15 protein-coding genes are annotated in these 19,081 nt (G+C 29.7%); 9 read left to right on the top strand and 6 right to left on the bottom strand.

The window, feature by feature from the left end; genetic code table 4:
* Nucleotides 1-313: 313 nt before the first annotated feature.
* On the bottom strand, nt 314-805 hold the full coding sequence (locus KQ878_RS02515) for a deoxycytidylate deaminase (protein WP_216505436.1): 492 nt from the start codon (nt 803-805) through the stop codon (nt 314-316).
* Between the two features lie 193 nt (nt 806-998).
* On the opposite strand from KQ878_RS02515, the gene KQ878_RS02510 reads away from it, so the two are divergent.
* The 9 genes from KQ878_RS02510 to KQ878_RS02470 all read left to right on the top strand — a co-directional run bounded on the left by KQ878_RS02510 (nt 999) and on the right by KQ878_RS02470 (nt 11,405).
* On the top strand, nt 999-1,298 hold the full coding sequence (locus KQ878_RS02510; protein WP_216505437.1) for a hypothetical protein: 300 nt from the start codon (nt 999-1,001) through the stop codon (nt 1,296-1,298).
* Nucleotides 1,299-1,300: 2 nt separating this feature from the next.
* The gene (locus tag KQ878_RS02505) at nt 1,301-1,894 is read left to right on the top strand and encodes a diadenylate cyclase (RefSeq protein ID WP_216505438.1); all 594 of its coding nucleotides are present in this window, start codon (nt 1,301-1,303) and stop codon (nt 1,892-1,894) included.
* Between the two features lies 1 nt (nt 1,895).
* Entirely contained in the window at nt 1,896-3,338 is a 1,443-nt protein-coding gene (mgtE, locus tag KQ878_RS02500) for a magnesium transporter (protein WP_216505439.1), read from the top strand.
* 222 nt (nt 3,339-3,560) lie between these two features.
* Complete coding sequence (gene asnS, locus KQ878_RS02495; protein ID WP_216567869.1) at nt 3,561-4,922, top strand: asparagine--tRNA ligase; 1,362 nt, start codon at nt 3,561-3,563, stop codon at nt 4,920-4,922.
* Between the two features lie 9 nt (nt 4,923-4,931).
* Nucleotides 4,932-5,945: a glycosyltransferase gene (locus tag KQ878_RS02490; RefSeq protein WP_216505441.1), complete on the top strand. Its 1,014-nt coding sequence runs from the start codon at nt 4,932-4,934 to the stop codon at nt 5,943-5,945.
* 158 nt (nt 5,946-6,103) lie between these two features.
* A complete protein-coding gene (locus tag KQ878_RS02485; RefSeq protein ID WP_373422553.1) occupies nt 6,104-6,616 on the top strand; it encodes a hypothetical protein in 513 nt (170 codons plus the stop codon).
* Nucleotides 6,609-8,798 carry an ATP-dependent helicase gene (locus KQ878_RS02480; protein ID WP_216505443.1) on the top strand — a complete coding sequence of 730 codons (2,190 nt, stop codon included), beginning with the start codon at nt 6,609-6,611 and terminating at the stop codon, nt 8,796-8,798. The genes KQ878_RS02485 and KQ878_RS02480 overlap by 8 nt, the downstream gene beginning before the upstream one ends.
* Nucleotides 8,798-10,471, top strand: a complete 1,674-nt coding sequence (locus tag KQ878_RS02475; protein ID WP_216505444.1) for an MHO_4530 family protein — start codon at nt 8,798-8,800, stop codon at nt 10,469-10,471. Before KQ878_RS02480 ends, KQ878_RS02475 begins: the two co-directional genes overlap by 1 nt.
* Before the next feature lie 61 nt (nt 10,472-10,532).
* Nucleotides 10,533-11,405 carry a DegV family protein gene (locus tag KQ878_RS02470; protein ID WP_216505445.1) on the top strand — a complete coding sequence of 291 codons (873 nt, stop codon included), beginning with the start codon at nt 10,533-10,535 and terminating at the stop codon, nt 11,403-11,405.
* A gap of 37 nt (nt 11,406-11,442) precedes the next feature.
* On the opposite strand, the gene KQ878_RS02465 is transcribed toward KQ878_RS02470, so the two are convergent.
* The 5 genes from KQ878_RS02465 to lon all read right to left on the bottom strand — a co-directional run bounded on the left by KQ878_RS02465 (nt 11,443) and on the right by lon (nt 19,008).
* The gene (locus KQ878_RS02465) at nt 11,443-11,952 is read right to left on the bottom strand and encodes a hypothetical protein (RefSeq protein ID WP_216505446.1); all 510 of its coding nucleotides are present in this window, start codon (nt 11,950-11,952) and stop codon (nt 11,443-11,445) included.
* A 278-nt stretch (nt 11,953-12,230) separates the two neighbouring features.
* Nucleotides 12,231-13,112: a translation elongation factor Ts gene (gene tsf, locus KQ878_RS02460; RefSeq protein ID WP_216505447.1), complete on the bottom strand. Its 882-nt coding sequence runs from the start codon at nt 13,110-13,112 to the stop codon at nt 12,231-12,233.
* Between the two features lie 2 nt (nt 13,113-13,114).
* Complete coding sequence (rpsB, locus tag KQ878_RS02455) at nt 13,115-14,017, bottom strand: 30S ribosomal protein S2 (RefSeq protein WP_216567868.1); 903 nt, start codon at nt 14,015-14,017, stop codon at nt 13,115-13,117.
* 251 nt (nt 14,018-14,268) lie between these two features.
* A complete protein-coding gene (locus KQ878_RS02450; protein ID WP_216505449.1) occupies nt 14,269-16,164 on the bottom strand; it encodes a M13-type metalloendopeptidase in 1,896 nt (631 codons plus the stop codon).
* A gap of 36 nt (nt 16,165-16,200) precedes the next feature.
* Nucleotides 16,201-19,008 (bottom strand): endopeptidase La, encoded by a 2,808-nt coding sequence (gene lon / locus KQ878_RS02445; protein ID WP_216567867.1) that lies wholly within the window; start codon nt 19,006-19,008, stop codon nt 16,201-16,203.
* Between the last annotated feature and the right edge of the window lie 73 nt (nt 19,009-19,081).

Genomic DNA, 19,081 nt, shown 5'->3' with positions numbered 1-19,081 from the left:
ATTTATGAAAAAAAAACAAAAGAAAACGCACTTTTGTGCGTTTAGATTATATAAAATTGAGTTTCACACTAATGGGGTTAGTGTGTTTAATTGGATAAAAAAATGATATTTTAAACTTATTTATATTTTATGATTCGCAACATTACCTTTTAAGTATTGTTACAATATTATTATACTTATTAATGGAGTAATTAGCGAGTGATTATTATATTATTTAAAAATTTTATGGAAAGAATACCATATATTTTTATTTATTGGAATATTCAAATTGATTATGAGGTTAAAAAAACCAAAAATGGTTTTAATATAGCGTTTAAGCAGAAAATGTTTTGTCACCGACAGTGACTTCAACATTCGTTTCAATATCTAGTTGGATACATTCAATATTGCACTTTGTTAAAATTGAACGAGCAATTTCACCATCTTCAGTCTCGTGATATTTATCGCTTTCATAAATAATGGTTGTTATACCAGCTTGTACAATTGTTTTGGCACAGTTTGAACATGGGTATAAGGAAGTAAAAAGAGTTGCATTCTTTGTTTTTCCAAAAGCATTTAAAATCGCATTTACTTCAGCATGAACAACGTAAGGGTACTTGGTTTCTTTTGTATGATCTGCTTTTCTATCTCATGGAAAAGCATCATCAATACCTAAAGGCATTCCATTATAACCTAAACCTACAATTTTGCGATCTTTATCAATTATGCAAGCTCCAACTTGCGTGCTTGGGTCTTTTGACCTTAGAGCGGACACCTTGGCCAAAGCCATAAAGTAACCGTTTCAATATAGTGATTCTTTTTTCATGTTAGTATTATACAACTCTTTTCATAATGCTATATGTCATTGTATCGTTCAGTAATTTTGCTAAAACAATAGAAAAATAGTCAGAAAAGATAATCTTTTTTTGAAAATGATTATAAAAAACTACATAAAATTAACCAATTAATATCAAATTTTTATCACTAGTATATAATATATACATCAAATAGGAGGTATTATGGCAACAATTGAAAGAGATCCGTTAATTTGTGAACAAAGAATTCAAAAAAGAAGAGAATTTTTAATAGAACAATACGAAGAAAACAAATTAATTTTGGCTAACCCGGCCTTAGTTTCCGATGATTCAATGAAGGAAAGTATTTGCTCGAATGAACAATGTTTGCTAAATAAAAAAGTTATTGATTTGAACACATACAAAAAACTTAAATGAGCAAAAATTTTAGCTATTGTAGCATCTATAGCATTAATCATATTATGTCTAGCCATTGCGATTTTAATCGGGAATGGAGGACAATAAATATGGGAATAACCAAAATAACACCAAATGATATCATTTTATACATTGTTCTATGTTTAGTGGTTATTTCTATTTTATTATCAATTTTGCCTGGTACAGTTAGCGCAATTAAAAGCAAACTGGGTAAAAGAAGATATGACAAGATGGGAAGTAGCTCACAAATTAGATTGATTAATCAACTAAGAGAAGCAGTTGAACATTTTTCTAAAAATAAAATTGGAGCATTGATTACTATCGAAAATAGCGATAATTTAGACAGGTTACGTACGGATGGAATCATTTTAAATGCTAATATATCATCTTCACTACTGATTTCGATTTTTAACAAAGAATCACCACTTCATGATGGGGCAGTAATTATACGCGATAACAAAATTCACTATGCAGCAACTTTTTACAAAATATCAAAAAAATCAATTGATAACCATTATGGAGCGCGCCACCGTGCAGCAATGGGTATTAGTGAAGTTTGTGATGCTTTAACTATCATCGTTAGTGAGGAAACCGGCGATGTTAAATTTGTAAAAAATGGTACATTTTTCAAAATAAGAATAGAACAATTTCAAGAACAATTAATTAAATATTTAAAGGACTAAAATGACAGATATACAGGAAGAACAGCTTTTTTCAAAAATTAAAGAAATTATTGAAAACAAAAACAATAAACAGGCATATTCGCTGATTGATGAAATACCAAACGCAGATATTGCTGACACATTAGGAGAATTTTCTAAAGAAGAACAAATCGCATTTTTAAGATTACTTAAAACCGAAGATGCGGCAGATGTTTTTTCATTTTTAGAAACTGAGCAACAAAAGGAACTTGCACTTGATTTTAATGAGGAATGAAGCATGAAAATGCTTCAAGAATTACAAAGCGATGAGCTAGCCGATGTTCTTGAGGAATTGCCGGCGAATGTAACAAGCAAAATTATTGCCTATACACCTCAAGATAAAAGAAATGAAATAAATAAAATTTTAAGTTATGCTGACGATGAAGTTGGAAGCATAATGAGTATAGATATTTCATTTATTCAAAATACTTATACATGTGAACAAGCACTATACAAAATTAAAAAAGACTACTCTAAAAATCGAGCAGAATTAGTTCATTATTACTATGTGGTAGATGCAACTCAAAAATTACTTGGTGTATTAACTTTAGAAGAAATTATCTTTGCTAAAAGTAGCGATAAAATTGATAACATTTATTCACCTGTGACTTCAATTATGGCCAGCGATAAACAAGAAGATGCGGCCAAAATTTTCAGTGAACACGATATGTCAGTTCTGCCGGTAATTAATCAAGATAAAAGATTAATTGGAATGATAACAAGTGATGATGTGATTGATGTTATTCATGATGCTGCTACTGATGATTTATATAAAATGGCAGGAATTAGTTCTAAAGGCTCAGAAGCTGATGACTATTTAAAAACCCCATGATATAAATTGCTTAAACACAGAATACTATGGGGTGTAATAATACTTTTATTCTCTACTATATTAGAAATAGCTGGGTTTTTCCTCTTTAAAGAAGTATTTAGAGAACTTCAAACAACTGTAATTTCAATATCTTTATTCCTATCGTTTTTAGTGTTTATAACAACAATAAATACTGTCGCTAGAAACGGTAGTACTCAGACGAATATAACTATAAAACGTGTATTAACGATGGATATAGTCGAAACAAAACACTTCCGTAAAGTTATACTAAAAGAAACTATTGTTGGTTTAATGCTGGGATTATCCTTAGCACTAATTAATGTTGGCAGATTATCTATATTTTTAGCTTCAACAGGGGATTTATTAAACAAGGCAAAAGCATCATGAGCAATAATAATTGGTTCAAGTTTTTCATTATTAATTGCCATGACTTTACTTTCATTTATTTCAGCTTTAATACCTATTTTATATGTTAAACATCACAAAGATCCTTCAAATAGTTCATTAGTAATGTTGAATGCATTCGCTGAACTTATAACATCATTAATTGTGTTTGGAGTCACAATAGGCTTTTTAAATATTTTCATTCATTAATAAATTTAAAATCTGAGGTTACTTAGATTTTATTTTTTATTTCCAAATTTTACGAATTTACACGATTATAAATTCATGAAGTTAAAAGCCATTTAAAAAAATAATTAAACCACACAATCTATAAAAAATGCAATTATATATTATGTTATAATTTAACTTATTATTAATTAAATTAGAATATTAAATTTAAATAAATCACACAACATTTTAAGGAAGTGAATTATGGATAAATACTCAATAAGAGAATTTTTAGAAAAACCAGATAAATTTAGCAATAAACAAATTACTATGAGTGCTTGAGTTTCGGCTAGCCGTGGTAACAAAAAAATTCGTTTTATCGAATTAAATGACGGTTCAACTGTAAATAACTTGCAAGTAATATTCAAAGGAGAAGAATTCGATTTTGAAGAATTAGACCAAATACATATTGGTGCTGCGGTTGCTATCGAAGGAACTGTATCACTAACACCCAATGCACCTCAGCCACTAGAAGTTATTGCATCAAAAATCAATGTTTTAAGAGATACTGATTTGGATTACCCAATTCAAAAACAATCAATAAATCTTGAAACTTTAAGAGAAATACCTCATTTAAGACACAGAACAAACATCATTAAAACTACAATGATTATTAGATCAGCATTGGCATTAGAAATGCATAACTATTTCAATGAAAACGGATTTTTATACTTTAACGCCCCAATTATTACTTCTAACGATGGCGAAGGAGCAGGAGAAACATTTGAGGTTTCTGATTCAAATTTTAAAAATCCATTTTTCGGTGATGATAGAAAGCCGACTTTGGGAGTTACTGGTCAATTACACGCCGAAAGTTATGTAGTTGGATTTAAAAAAGTTTATACGTTTGCACCAACTTTCAGAGCTGAACACTCTAACACGAAAAAACACGCAGCTGAATTTTGAATGATTGAACCCGAAATGGCTTTTGCTGACTTAAAAGACATTATCAATTTAGCAGATGATTGTTTAAAAACAGTAATTAAAAGAACGATCGAAAAACATCCAAATGAATTCAATTATTTATCTAAAAACGTTGATCAAAACTTATTAACTAGATTATATAGTTTTATTAACACAAAATTAAGCGTTATAGATTATAGAGATGCACTAATAGAATTAAACAAAGTAAAAGATAGATTTGAAGAACAAAATATTGAATTCGGCTTGGATTTTGGAACTGAACATGAAAGATATTTAGCAGAACAAGTTTTTAATGGTCCGGTGGCAGTTATTAACTTCCCTAAAGAATTTAAAGCATTCTATATGCATCAAAATCCCGACGGTAATACTGTCGCATCATTTGATTTATTAGTTCCTGGTATCGGTGAGTTAGTGGGTGGAAGCCAACGTGAAGTTATTTATGATAAATTACTTGAAAGAACTAAAGAAGTGGGAATCAATCAAGAGGAATTACAGTGATATCTTGATTTAAGACGTTTCGGAGACTGCGGATCAAGCGGTTTTGGAATTGGATTTGAAAGATTGGTAATGTATGTAACAGGAATGGACAATATTAGAGATGTTATTCCATATCCACGTACCTCAGGGAATATTAAAATGTAAGGAGCAAAAATGAAATTATCAATTATTACCCCAGCAATCAATGATTGAAAGGAATTAGATTATCTTTTAGAAACATTAAAGATACAGGATAATCAAGATTTTGAAACAATTTGTGTTATTACGAAACCATCTAAAAAGATGTATCAAATTCTTGAAAATGCTCTACAGTTTTTTGGTTCGAGATTTAAGTTTATAGTGAATACAAAACGTAAAAGTATTCAAAGTGACATAGTTGCGGCATTGCATTTAGTCAAAAATAATTACGTATATGTTTTGAATGCCGACGCAGTGATTAAGAAAAATTTTGTTAGAAGAGTAACGAACAAACTTAATGATGTTCAAGCCGATATTATTGAATTTAAACCTATATTAACAGGATCGATTAAATGAAAACCTATGGCTAGATTAGAGTCTGATGTTTTATTTAATATCAATTCAAACCCTAAATTTGTAGCATATTCTTTTCCATTTATCTTTAACAAAATTTTCAATAAATCATTTATTGAACAATTTGCTAAATATCGAGTCAAAGAACTTAATGATACAAAATTTGCTACTGAATTATTGTATTTTATGTTGGTTAATGCAACTACATATCAATTTTGGAATATTCAATTAGTTAAAGAAAATATTTCTTCAGCCACTTGATTTACACCGAGAAATTTTGTTGCTCAATTTAGAATAATTGAAAATTATCTTCAAACAACCAATACCAAGTTAACTCAAGAACTAGCATATGCTCAATTATATTTCTTGCAAATAGTCTTGGCAGGATTCTTAGATTCATGAGAATTCTCTGTATTTAAAGTTTTACAATACATATTTGAATCTCGTAGTGATTTCTCAGAGAAAAGAGCTAATAAATATTTAGAGGATTTACAAAAATATTTAACGAAATATCACAATGAGAATCCGCAAGTATTTTTAACCAACATTTATCTAAATACTCAAAACCCTGAATCAACATATTTAAAGAAACTACCTGAATTTAAAAAAACTGAACCTGTTTATAAATCTCTATAATGACGAAATTACTTCATAAAAATGTTACATTTTGGCATCGTTTTGCTTCCAATATAATTGATTTTTGTTTATTTTCTACATTTTTAATTCTTCTATACAAATCATTTATAATCTCACACCAAAAACTAACTGTCGTAGATTGATATAGTTTTTTGGTTATGGGGTTGTTAATTAATTATTCATTATTTATTATGATTCCATATTTTTGGAATGGTCGTAGTCTGGGTCAAATAATATTAAGAATTCAAATACTGAATACTAAACCAACCAAAAAAATTCTCAATATTTTGAGAACGAATGTCCCTAGCTGAGGTTTGTATTCATTAATTACTTTGCTATTTATATGTGGTGTAATGCCTTACCAAATAGATTTTATATCATCACTTAAGGATATTTCAAACTTTATAAATGACCCAAATTTACCATTAAATCTGAGATTTATAGGTAGAATTATCGCAACATTATCTGGGTTTTGGTCAATTATAAATCTTTTAAATTACTGTTTTATCTTGGCATCGAAAAATAGACGAGGTGTTTATGACCGAATTCTAGGATTTAGAATCGTATATATAAAACACTACACCGTTTCACAAAAGATGGATGAAATAAAACTAATACCGCATCAAGTTAAGAAAACTGAAATCATTTTTCACGAGGAGGAACATGAATAAGACTACCCAAATACTAGAAGGCCTAAATAAAGAACAAAAAGAAGCTTTATTATATTTCGATGGGCCATTAAGAATCATTGCTGGTGCCGGATCAGGTAAAACCAGAGTTTTAACTCGTAAAATTGCCTATTTAATCAATGAATTAGGTATTGCTCCTGCTGAAATATTGGCCTTAACGTTCACTAATAAAGCGGCAAACGAAATGAGTCAACGTATCAGACAATACACAACTGTTGAACCATCAAAAATTCAGGTTTCAACGTTTCACTCGCTATGTTCTAGAATTTTAAGAAAAGAAGCATTTCATTTAAATTTGGACAATGATTTTCAAATTATTGATGCAGTGGATCAAAAGACAATTATGAAACGTATTTTTAGTGAATTACAGCTTGGTGAAATAGATGGTGCATTTAATTCCAGTGAAATTTTAAAAATGATTTCGTTAGCTAAAAACAAAAATTACACCGCCGACGAACTAGTTCACGAATTAAATGATGATTCTCCTGAAGACCAAACCATTAATGAGGCAATTGGTAAAATTTTTACACGCTATAATGAATATTTACAAAATCAAAAAAGTTTGGATTTTGATGATTTAATCATTAAAGTTCATAATTTATTTGTTAATAAACCTGATATTGCAAAAATTTGAGCAAATAATTATTCATACATTATGGTGGATGAATTTCAAGATACATCTCGTATGCAATACGAAATAGTCAAAAGATTAACAAGTCCTGACACACAATTAACAATTGTGGGTGATCCTGATCAAACAATATATACATGACGTGGTGCTGATGTTAATTTAATATTGAATTTTGATAGAGATTTTGCAAATACAAAAACAATAATTCTAAATGAAAATTACCGCTCAACACAAACTATACTTGATGCTGCTAACAATCTAATTAAGTATAACAAGAACAGATTTAGCAAAGACTTAATTACAAACAACGAAAAAGGCGAACCTATTGAATATATGCATGCTTTTAGCAATGAAGCAGAGGCCAGATGGGTTGTCCAAACAATTAACCGTTTGAAAAAACAAAAAATTCAACTTAAAAATATTGCAATATTCTACCGTTCAAATTATTATTCAAGACCATTTGAAGAAGAATTAATTAAAGAGAACATAAACCATAAAATTTTCAATGGTCAAAAATTTTTCCAGCGCAAAGAAATTAAAGATGCTTTAGCTTACTTGCGTTTAATTTATGATGGGTTAGACTTATCTTTGTTAAGGATTATTAATACTCCGGCAAGAAAAATAGGTAAACAAACACTATCTAATCTTCAAAAGTTTGCTGAATCTAAGTCGTTAAGTCTTTATGAAGTACTTAATACTTACGTTAAAGAATTGCCTGCTACCAATGAAGTTAAGATGAATGTTGCCCGTTTAATGTCGACAGTCAATAAATACCGTATGGCTCTAAAAACAAATACCATTCACCTAGTATTAGAAAAATTTTTAACAACTATTGGTTACTTTGATTACTTAGCTACTGATGTTACATTGAAAGGAACTGGTAAAGATAACGTTAATGAACTAATCCGTTCCATCAAAAACTGAGAAAACAATAATAAAGGTAAAAATATCAAAGACTATTTAGAATTTGTTTCCCTATTATCGGCTGGTGATGATTATGATAACTCAACCAACTATGTTACCCTAATGACTGTGCATTCAGCCAAGGGTCTTGAATTTGACAATATTTTTATGGTTGGTATGTCAGAACAAATTTTCCCTCATCATCGCGCATTAAATTCAAGTAATCATGAACACCTCGAAGAAGAAAGAAGGCTTGCTTATGTCGGTATAACACGTGCTAAACAGAGACTTTTTATTTCTGATTCTCGTGGCTACCTAATAGGAACTAACACTGAAAAAGAACCTTCTCGCTTCATTGCGGAAACTGGACTAGATATTAATAAATTTATTCTGCAGAGAAACATAATCGATACAGATTTCAACGAATTAACTGATGAAAAATCAATCAAAGATATTAATCGTTCAATGGTTGTTGGTGACATTATTGCTCATACGCATTTTGGCGAAGGTACTGTTCTTGAAGTTAGAGGTGATACAATAGTCGTTCGTTTTGTTTCATCTAATTCAGAAAAAACATTATCTAAAAATCACCCGTCAATTAGATTGCTACGTCAAGAAGGTACCAATTAATGCCCACTAATAATTCTTTAATAGATGTTACCGAAAAATCAAACATCGATTTTAGATTATTGCTTTCAGGGTGTTTGGTAGCTTTAGCGGTTTTTATATGTTTGATAATTTATGCTATTACAGTGCTAGTTAAATCTAAAAAAGCAAGCGATGAAGGATTAATAATTATAAAAATTAATACAAAACAAAAATGAGCAATGCGCTTAACCCCGATGTCGTTAAGCTCTTGTCTGACTTTTGACACCGGTGCGGATACAATGCTACCTAATAAATTTTACAAGATAAATTGATTTTTATCGCATTTTGATTCAGTAACACGGGTTGAATTAGAAACCATACTTCAAAAAGTGCCTGATTCAAAAAGATATTCAGTCAAGGGTTATTTAAATCATGAATTGACTAAAAACACCATTAATAATTTAACACTTAAAAATTTTGGAATTAAAATAGACGAAATACCTTTAAAAATAAAAATTTCTGGAGATTCAGATAATAATTACTATGTAGCTATTTCATGAAGAATTCTTAAAGAAGTTGATACTAAAACTGCTTTAAACTTAAATATTTGTAATATAGAACAATTAATTGGTTTGAATCAAAATAATTTAATTTCTTTCGCCTTAATTCCGAATGTTAGTTTATTTCAAAAAGGTCCATCTAAATTACAATGAATTAAAATTTGTAATTTATTAAAAATAAGAGCTTCAAAGGTAGAGTTAATTCACCATGAGGGTGTATTGTATTTAATAAACGCCAAAACGAATTCACGTAGTTTTCACAGAAGAGTAAAAAAATTTAATAAAGTAGTTGCTTCAATTGTAAATGATTTAAAGTTCAATGGTCTAATTGACTTTGCGGCCGTAGTTGCATCAAAAAAAATTAATAATAATAAAGAGTTAGAAAACTTTATCTACAAAGCTAAGTTTTTATTACATAATCAAATGCATACTGATCGAAATAAGTCGTATTTATCATGAAATATTAATGATTCACGCGATCATGAATTAGAAGAATTTAAAGTTAAAATCAAGGATTATGAGTCGAAAATATCGACAGCTAGTTTCATTAAGGAAGTTAGTCAAGTATTAAATGTTGGAAACAACAAAAAAACATCATTACAAGTAATTTATGGCAAAATGGCCGGCGTAAATAACGATGACATAAACTTTTACAATAAATTTCTATATTACAGTATGTTATACATATTTTCAGCAAATAAATATTTAATTGATGCTTCAGAAACTGGTACTTCATTACTATTGCACACTACTGATTTAGTTCTATCTAAAAATTTAGATAAATTGACTCGTGCTTATACTTTATTCATTCTTCATCCGCATTCAAATAGTTTTGATTTAAATATCATTGATAACATTCTAAAAAAAATACCCAAAAAGACAATGAAAATTGGTCTTTATATAGAAGAAATTACACCTAAATTACTAAATTATATTGAGACAGGCACAATACATAATTTTGTTATTTCTTCCTCTCTATCTCAAAAATTCGCCACAAATATTGAGATTTATTTAAAATTGTTAAATCTAACAAAAACAACAGCTCAAATTGAAAACACACGTGTATTTTGAGAAAATCTTCCCGAAAATACACAACAATATCACAAAGATAAATTAAAAATTAAATATTCATATGCGAATAAATATATTTCATAATATTGGCATAGTGTATATAATAAATAAAATTACAAATCAAATCCCTCAAAAGGAGTTAAATATGAAGAAATTAGGAATCGTTTTAGACTCATTTGTATGCATGTCTAAACAAGAAGTTAATGATTTAGGATACGCTTATGTACCCTTAATTACCGAAATTGACGGAACATCATTCTTAGATGGTGTTGATGTCGATCGTTTTGATTTATTACAAAAAATGACCCAAACTGATGACATTCGAACTTCATTGCCATATATGTCGACATTCGAAGAAACATTTAGTAAAGTTTGCAATGAGTATGATGAGGTAATTTACCTACCAATTTCATCCAAAATATCATCAACAAACAGTGCTGCTTCAAACTTCTTAGACGAATTTTCAAATCTACATATCATCGATACTTCTCTAGTGGGTGATCAAATGTTAGAAGTGGCTAAGTTTGCAATCAAACATTATGAAAAATATCAAAATATTGATAAATTGATTAAAAAAATTCAGGAAATTTCGGATAATTCTTTGGTATTTATCTTGCCGTTAAACATAAAATATCTTGTTAAAGGCGGGCGTGTCGGATCATTTAAAAAATTTCTACTTGGAGCATTATCAAAAGTAAAACTATCTCCTTATGTAAAATTTGATAAAACGGGTACATCAACTGGTGGCATTGGTCGTGGCCCAAAAGGAGCGATTAAACAAATTATAAGTAAATTTGAAGAGTTCACTGGTTTGGACCGTAAAAACATAAAATCAAAATATAAAATATTTACCATAAATGGAATTGATAAAGAATTTAATGATTTAGCTATTGAATCATTCAGAAATGCTGGGTTAGATTTTGACGGTTCCAAAGTCAATTCAACAGTTGTAGCAATTCACACAGGCCCCGAAGCACATGCTTATTCAATAATGCCAATACTAGACAATTTAGACTAAATTAAATAAAATGGCGTCCCTAAGAACGTCATTTTATTTATAAAGTATCACTGCAAGATGAAATTAACTCAGGATTACTAATTTTTTTATTCTTTTTTATAACTATTAACCTTGGCAAGTCATTATAATTGTTTAACTTTTCTGTTAATCTATTAACTACATCTAACTGATTTTCAATGCCTAAATAAGGTAATGAATCAATATCGCCGCTTGTATAATCAATTTTTCTTTTTAAATCATCATAATTAATTTTATATATGGTTGAAAGGTCAATGTAGTTAGCAATCTTAATTTCGACAGTCTCGCCATCGTTGCTGATACCTCTATCTTGTCTTATTTTTAACAAATCTTTATTAGATTCATTAATCTCTGCTGTGTTTAAACAAGACACGAAGAATACAGAATCTTCGTCTTCTGCAACCAGCATTATTATTTCGGATTTCAAATTCCCTCCTTTTATTCTTCTAACGAAATCCGACAATAATATAATAGGTTTTAAAACAGGTAAACATGCTTTGTCAGTTTCTATTGATATTATTTTTTCCATGTCATAATAATAATGGTTTTATCAATCAAAAAATGATAATAAAAGACAAGTTGATTAACTAATAATTTTACAAAAACTACTGAAAATTCATTAATTACGTAAAATATAGTATGTTGATAACACAAAAAAAGATTACTAGTGGATTATTAATAAATATTTTTTATTAATGACTTTATCACATGTGTCTAAATTTAGTTCTTTAGAATAAATCGCCTTGAAATAACACAATATTTATTAAAATGGCAAAAAAAGTTAGCCGAGACTAACTTTTAGTTTTATTATTCGTTCTTAGCAATCTGAGCAGCTACTTCAGCAGCGAAATCATCTTGACGTTTTTCGATACCTTCACCAACTCCAAAACGAACAGCTTCTAATAAAGTTAAACCGTGGTTTGCTAAATATTTTTCAATTGAAACACTTTCTTCCATCATAAAACCTTGTTTAACAAGTACTATTTCAGCAAGTTTTTTATTTAAAGAACCTTCAATAATCATTTTTTGAATATTTTCAGGTTTTTTATCAAATCCAGCAGGAATAACAAATTCTGCTTTTAGTGTTTCTAATTTGTCAGCTGGAACTTCAGATTCGAATACGTATTCTGGTTTCATTGCTGCCATGTGCATAGCAACATTTCTTGAAACTTCAGGATTTGATCCTGAGACTTTAACTAAAGCAGCAATTTGACCATTAACGTGTGCGAAAGCACCTACTGATTGACCATTTTGAGCTTGGTATCTAGCAAAACGACGAATTGATAATTTTTCTCCAATGGTTGCGGTAGCATCATCTAAAATGTTTGCAACAGTTTCTCCGTCGTCTTTTACATCTAGAAATTCTTCAACTGTTGTAGCTTTAGAATTTAGTAATAATGATGCAAATTTATCTACTAATTTTTTAAAGTCATCGTTTTTAGCAACAAAGTCTGTTTCACAGTTAACTTCTAACATGATTGCTTCATTTTCGTTAGTTGCTATTGCGACTAAACCTTCAGCTGAAACACGACCAGCTTTTTTAGCGGCCTTGATTTTACCGTTGCTTTTTAATCAAGTAATTGATTTTTCAACGTCTCAATCGTTTGCTTCAAGAGCTTTTTTACAATCTATCATACCGCCGCCGGTACGTTCACGTAATTCTTTAATTAGAGCTAATTGATTGGCCATAATTATTCTCCTTTTTCTTCTTCGTTTGTTTGGGTTTCAACTTCTTCGTTATTTCTTTTTACAAAAGGTTTACGATTTGAAGGTTTTCTTGTGACGTTTTTGGTTTCAGGTTCAAATTTAGGCAATTCAACTTCTGAGTCTGGTCTGTAAGCATATTTTGCTTTACCACCCCGAGCAGTAGCGATGGCATCAGCTAGAATAGTAATAATTAAGTTAATACTTTTAGCTGAGTCATCGTTAGCTGGTATTCCAAAGTCAACTGCATCTGGGTTTGAGTTAGAGTCAAGAATACCGATAACTTTAACACCTTTTTTACGTGCCTCCTTAACAGCGATTTCATCTTCGTTAGGGTCAGCAACGATCATAAATGTTGGTAAACCACGCATTTTTCTAATACCATTAAGGTTTTTGTGTAGTTTGTCTAATTGTTTTTGGAACATTAATTTTTCTTTTTTAACGTATCCTTCAAAACCATTTTGAGCTTTTTCCTCAAGCTCTTCCATAGTTCTAACTCTACTGAAAATTGTTGATGAGTTAGTTAATGTACCGCCCAATCATCTGTCAGTTACATAAAAACTGTTTGTTCTTAAGGCGTTTTCTTTAATTGTGTCTTTAGCTTGTTTTTTGGTACCCACAAAAATGAATTGTGCACGTGGGTTTTTCGATACAAATTTGTATAGTAAGTTGTATGCAAATTCTAAACGTTGAATAGTAACGCTTGTGTTAATGATGTGAATACCTCTTTTTTGTTGTGGGTATAGGTAATCCTTCATTTTAGGGTTTCATAAACTTGCTTTGTGACCAAAGTAAGCTCCCGCTTCCAATAGTTTATCTTTAGAAACGATTGGGTTTTTGTTTTGAGTTTCTTCAACTTTTTTAGTTGAAACTTCTTTTTTATCTGTCATATTTATATTTCCTTTAGTTTGTTGTGTCTTCCTATTGTTTCTAACGCCTAGCACCTCTTCTCAAGGCACACCCAAGCGAATCCGCAATAGTGTATTTATTTGATATCAAATTGAATTTTAAAAATTCTTTTAAATTATATATGAAATTACTATTTATATAATAATTAATTTCAGTATAAGTATAAATATAGTGTATCAAGGTTAAAAAAATATAAAAAAGGATTGAATCTAATCCTTTAATTATTAATTAATTATCAAATTTTCACACGTTTTTCTGGTGCAATATACATTTTATCACCGGGTTTGACGTTGAAAGTTTTAGTAAATTCTTCTGTATTAGCAGCTTGAATATTAGCTCTTAATTCACAAGGTGCATGAGTATCGGTTTCTAATAATCTAACAGCCATTTCCGGTCTGCTAATTCCTTTTCAAATACGAGCTCAATTCATGAAAAATTCCTTTGGATTGTAATCTGGTTCTTGTTTTGCTGCTTCTAAAGCACATGATAAACCACCTGCATCAGCAATATTTTCACTAACAGTCAATGTACCGTTACATTTACCATATTTTGTGTCTAATCCATCGAATAATTCAATCATTGACTTAGTTTTTTCTTTAAATGTTACAAAATCGTCCTCAGTTCATCATGTGTTCATTTCGCCATTTTCGTCAAATAATGCCCCGTTATTATCGAAGGCGTGTGAAATTTCATGAGCAATAACAGCACCAATCCCTCCGTAATTCTCGGACGATGAATGTTTTAAAGAATAGAACGCTCCGTCTAATACTGCAGCAGGAAAGACAATATGATTCATTGATGGATTGAAGTATGCATTCACTGTTGCCGGCGACATAGATCAGTAATTTTTATTTGGTTTCTCGTTAAATTTATTAAACGAATACTGATTTATAATTTTGTTAAATTCAAAGACATTTTCAATAATAGAATCTGAAACAACCTTTAAATCTTTATAAAATGGTTCTATTTCCTTAGGAAAACCAACGTGTACACCAAGGTTATTTAACTTAATAATTGCTTTTTCTTTGGTTTTTTCACTTAATCAATCATTATTTTCAAGATTTTTCTTATAAATTTTAATCATATGTTGAATCATGTTTTCTACATTTTTCTTGGCTCTTACCCCGAAATATTTTTGTCCATAATGTAGACCTACAGGCATTTTAAAGTATTCTAAAGCTAAATTCAGAGCATCCTTGTTTTTATTTGATGCTTTTGATTGGCCAGAGATAAATCTTTTGTATAAAGTTGCGTTAACTCTTGTTTTATCATCTAAGTAACCAGAAAAGTTTTTAACTAAATTAACAACCAATCATGCTTTTAATCTCTCAAAATACTTAGGGTTGAATAATTTATCAATATTTTTTGCAAAATTATCGTCAAAAAACACAATTTTATCAATAGGCTTATTTATTAATTTACTTAATATGTTTTCGATCTTAAAGTTTTCTGTTTGTTTAATAATTTTTTCAAAAACATATGGTTTATACAATTCAATATAATTTGCTTTTTGTAAAGATGTCAATGAATATTTTGCAATTAACTCATCATATTGTAATGCTAATTTAATCAAATTATTCACTTCCTTAACATCAGAGATAAAAGGCGCTAATAATTTTTTAAACATTTTTTTAGCAACTTTTAAGAATTTAGATTTTGTTTCCGCATTTTCATAATGTGATTTATCAGGCAAAATATGGCTTGCAATTAAACACAGTAAAATTTGGTTATTTGAATTTTTAAAATCAGTTGATATATGAAATATTACTGGTAATGCATAGTCACGTAACGCAAACTTTGCGAAATTTTCATTAAATTCTTCAATATTTTTTAAACCAAGTAATTCGTTGACATAGGGTGTTAATGGGGTAGTTCCCGCTTTTTCGCGTTTTTCAAAATCACTGGTTAATGAGTAATATTTGGCAAAATTAACTAAATTTTGGTCAATTAATTTATTTTCCTGTTCTCTTTTCACTAATTGCTTAGCAAGTCTTGCAATTCTTTTTTCATTTTTAATATCAAGCTCACTAAATTGGCCAAAATACGAGCGATCAGCCGGAATTTTAGCATTTTGTAATCAGTCGTGATTAACTGATTCAAATAAATTATCTTTTATTTCTTTTCTCATTAATACTCCTTCTTTAACGAAATAAATACAGCTATTTTATTTAAAAAGCACTGAATAAATTTCATCATAATTTTCAACCGGTACAAATTTAATTGCTTTTTTAACTTCCTCAGGAATATCGATTAAGTTTTTTTGGTTAGATTTTGGTATAAATACTGTTTTAATACCTTTCTTAAAGGCAGCGAAAGATTTTTCTTTTAGACCGCCGATTTCTAAAACACGACCACGTAGAGTAATTTCACCTGTCATGGCAACATCTTGAGGAACTGGTTTATTTGATAAAGCTGAAATCAAGGCTGTTGTGAACGTTACACCAGCACTTGGACCATCTTTTGGAACCGCACCTTCAGGAACATGAATGTGAACTTCATTGCTTTCAAAATCAAAATTAATATCATATTTTTTTGCATTAGATCTAACAAATGAATAAGCAATAGAAGCTGATTCTTTCATAACGTCTTTTAAAGAACCCGTTAATTTAAAACCGCCATTTTTGTTTTCATATTGACTGACTTCAATTTGCAAAGTGCTACCACCAATTGATGTATATGCTAAACCATTAACAACTCCGACCTGCGGTTGTCCAATTTTATCCAATTCAGAAAATTTGGGCGTACCTAATAAATAGAAAGCAGTTTGTAAATCAATAACAAATGTTTTGATATTTTCACCTGAAACAATTTTTGTTACGATTTTACGAGCGATTTTATCAAATTGACGTTTTAAAGCACGTACACCAGCTTCCGCTGTGTAATGTTTAATTATTGCTTCTATAACAGAATCTTCAATTTGGAATTGTTCAGGTTTTAGACCTGCTTGACGTGTGCATATATCTAATAAGTGTTCACGTGCAATTTTTACTTTTTCGTTGATAGTATATGAGTTTAATTCGATTATTTCTACTCTATCTAATAATGGTGCAGGAATATTTTCGTAGTAGTTAGCCGTAGCAATAAACATAACCTTAGATAAATCATATTCGTGTTCAAGATAATTATCTTGGAATTTTGTGTTTTGCTCAGGGTCTAAAACTTCTAACATTGCAGAAGAAGGGTCACCTTTATAATCTGATGACATTTTATCAATCTCATCAAGTAGGATAAGCGGGTTAGAAACCCCTGACTTCTGAATTGCTTTGATTATTTTACCCGGCATTGAACCCACATATGTTCTTCTATGACCTCTAATTTCGCTTTCGTCATGAACACCACCAAGCGAAATTTTTACATAACTCTTGTTTAGCGCTTCCGCTATAGCTCTAGCCAATGATGTCTTACCAGTACCTGGAGGACCTACAAGCGTTAAAATTGGCACGTTGTTGAAATTCTTTTGGACTTTAGTAATTTGTTCATCTTCTTTGAATAATTCCATATCAATTTGATGATTTTCGTCAAAATCTAGGAGTAATTTACCTTTAGATTTTTGCGCCTCGTTTTTATGGTTAATGATTAATGATAAATATTCAATAATACGTTCTTTAACTTCGCCTAATCCGTAGTGATTTTTATCTAAAATTTCTCTGGCTTTCTTGATGTCAAGTGTTTCAATTTCAACTTTTCTTCAAGGCATTGATTTAAGAATATTAATGTATGAAGCACTAATATTTGCATCTGGGGTACCTGACATCATACCTTTTAATTTATTAGTTTCGGTTTTAATTAATTTCGTGACTGATTCAGGAAACATTTGTTTCTTGATATTGTCTTTCATTATTTTTGAATACTCTGATTCTTCCTCTTCGGGGTCTGAATCGTTTTCTTGTAACGATTCTTTGATAGCACGCAATTTTTCCTTCAATAGAAATTCGCGTTGCTGTTTTTCTAAATTATCTTTTACCTTTTTATTGATTTCGTTTTCAACCAATGCATCTGATACAGCATCACCTTTAGCACCTGACTTAGTTTTTTTGGTTTTACGTTTTGAATTTGTTTTAGAATCACTTTCGTTAAATAAACCAATACTATCAAAGGTTGCTAACTCTTTAGGAGATCAATTTTCCATGTCACGGAATGATAGAATATATTCTTTTAAAATTTGTAATTGATCCATTGTTTTATCAGCGTTTAAAACATTATATTTAGTTAAATTATCTGCTATTGTAAAAAACAGAATAGATAAAATTAAGTCAACAATAGTTGAATCAGCTGTAATTGGTGGAAGGTATTTTTGAGATTCATTATCAAATGAATTTCTACTACTGTAAGGGTGAATTGCAAACATATTATATGCGATACGTTGTCATACTTCTGATTGGGCCAATTGGGTTGTTGCCTCTTCAATCTGAGTTAGTAATGAAGTTTCGGCAGTAAAATCAGTTGAAGTGGTTCTATATGGATATTTATTTGTGTTAACAGAAATTACATCAATTAATTTATTTGATGAAGCATCTTGAAAATTAAAACTTTCAATGGTATGTCTTCCTATACCAACTAATGTAATTTGATAAGTAGATTTTTCTTTCTTAACATGTTTAATACGACAATATGTCATTGTGTGCTCAAGATTATTAACTGTTAAATCAGCAATATTTTTCTTTGAGTAATTACTATCATTTTTACCAACAAAATGATATGCTAACATTAAATATTCTTGTTTCGAATCCACTGGTTCAAAAGTATCGTAAGATTGTTCATATGAATCTAATTCATCAACTATTATTGAATCATCTTCGATGAAATCAATTGCATTAGATACAGTCCATTTTTTTGTTAACGAATCTAAGTATTTTTCAGTTCAAAATTGTCCATATGGTTTAACTTCAATGATTTTTGTTTCATGCCCGTAAATAACACCGGTATTTAACTCTTCGTCCCCTATCATTGCTACTAATAATTTTTCGGTCATTTAACACCTCTTTCTAAGTTTTTATTAATATATTTTAGCACAACGACAATAAGAGTGCTAAAAATTAATTAAA

Source organism: Mycoplasma zalophidermidis (genome assembly GCF_018913985.1).
Taxonomy (GTDB): Bacteria; Bacillota_I; Bacilli_A; order Mycoplasmatales; family Metamycoplasmataceae; genus Mycoplasmopsis; species Mycoplasmopsis zalophidermidis.
Note: the sequence above shows the minus strand (reverse complement) of the source record. Positions and strands in the feature narration are given on the sequence as shown.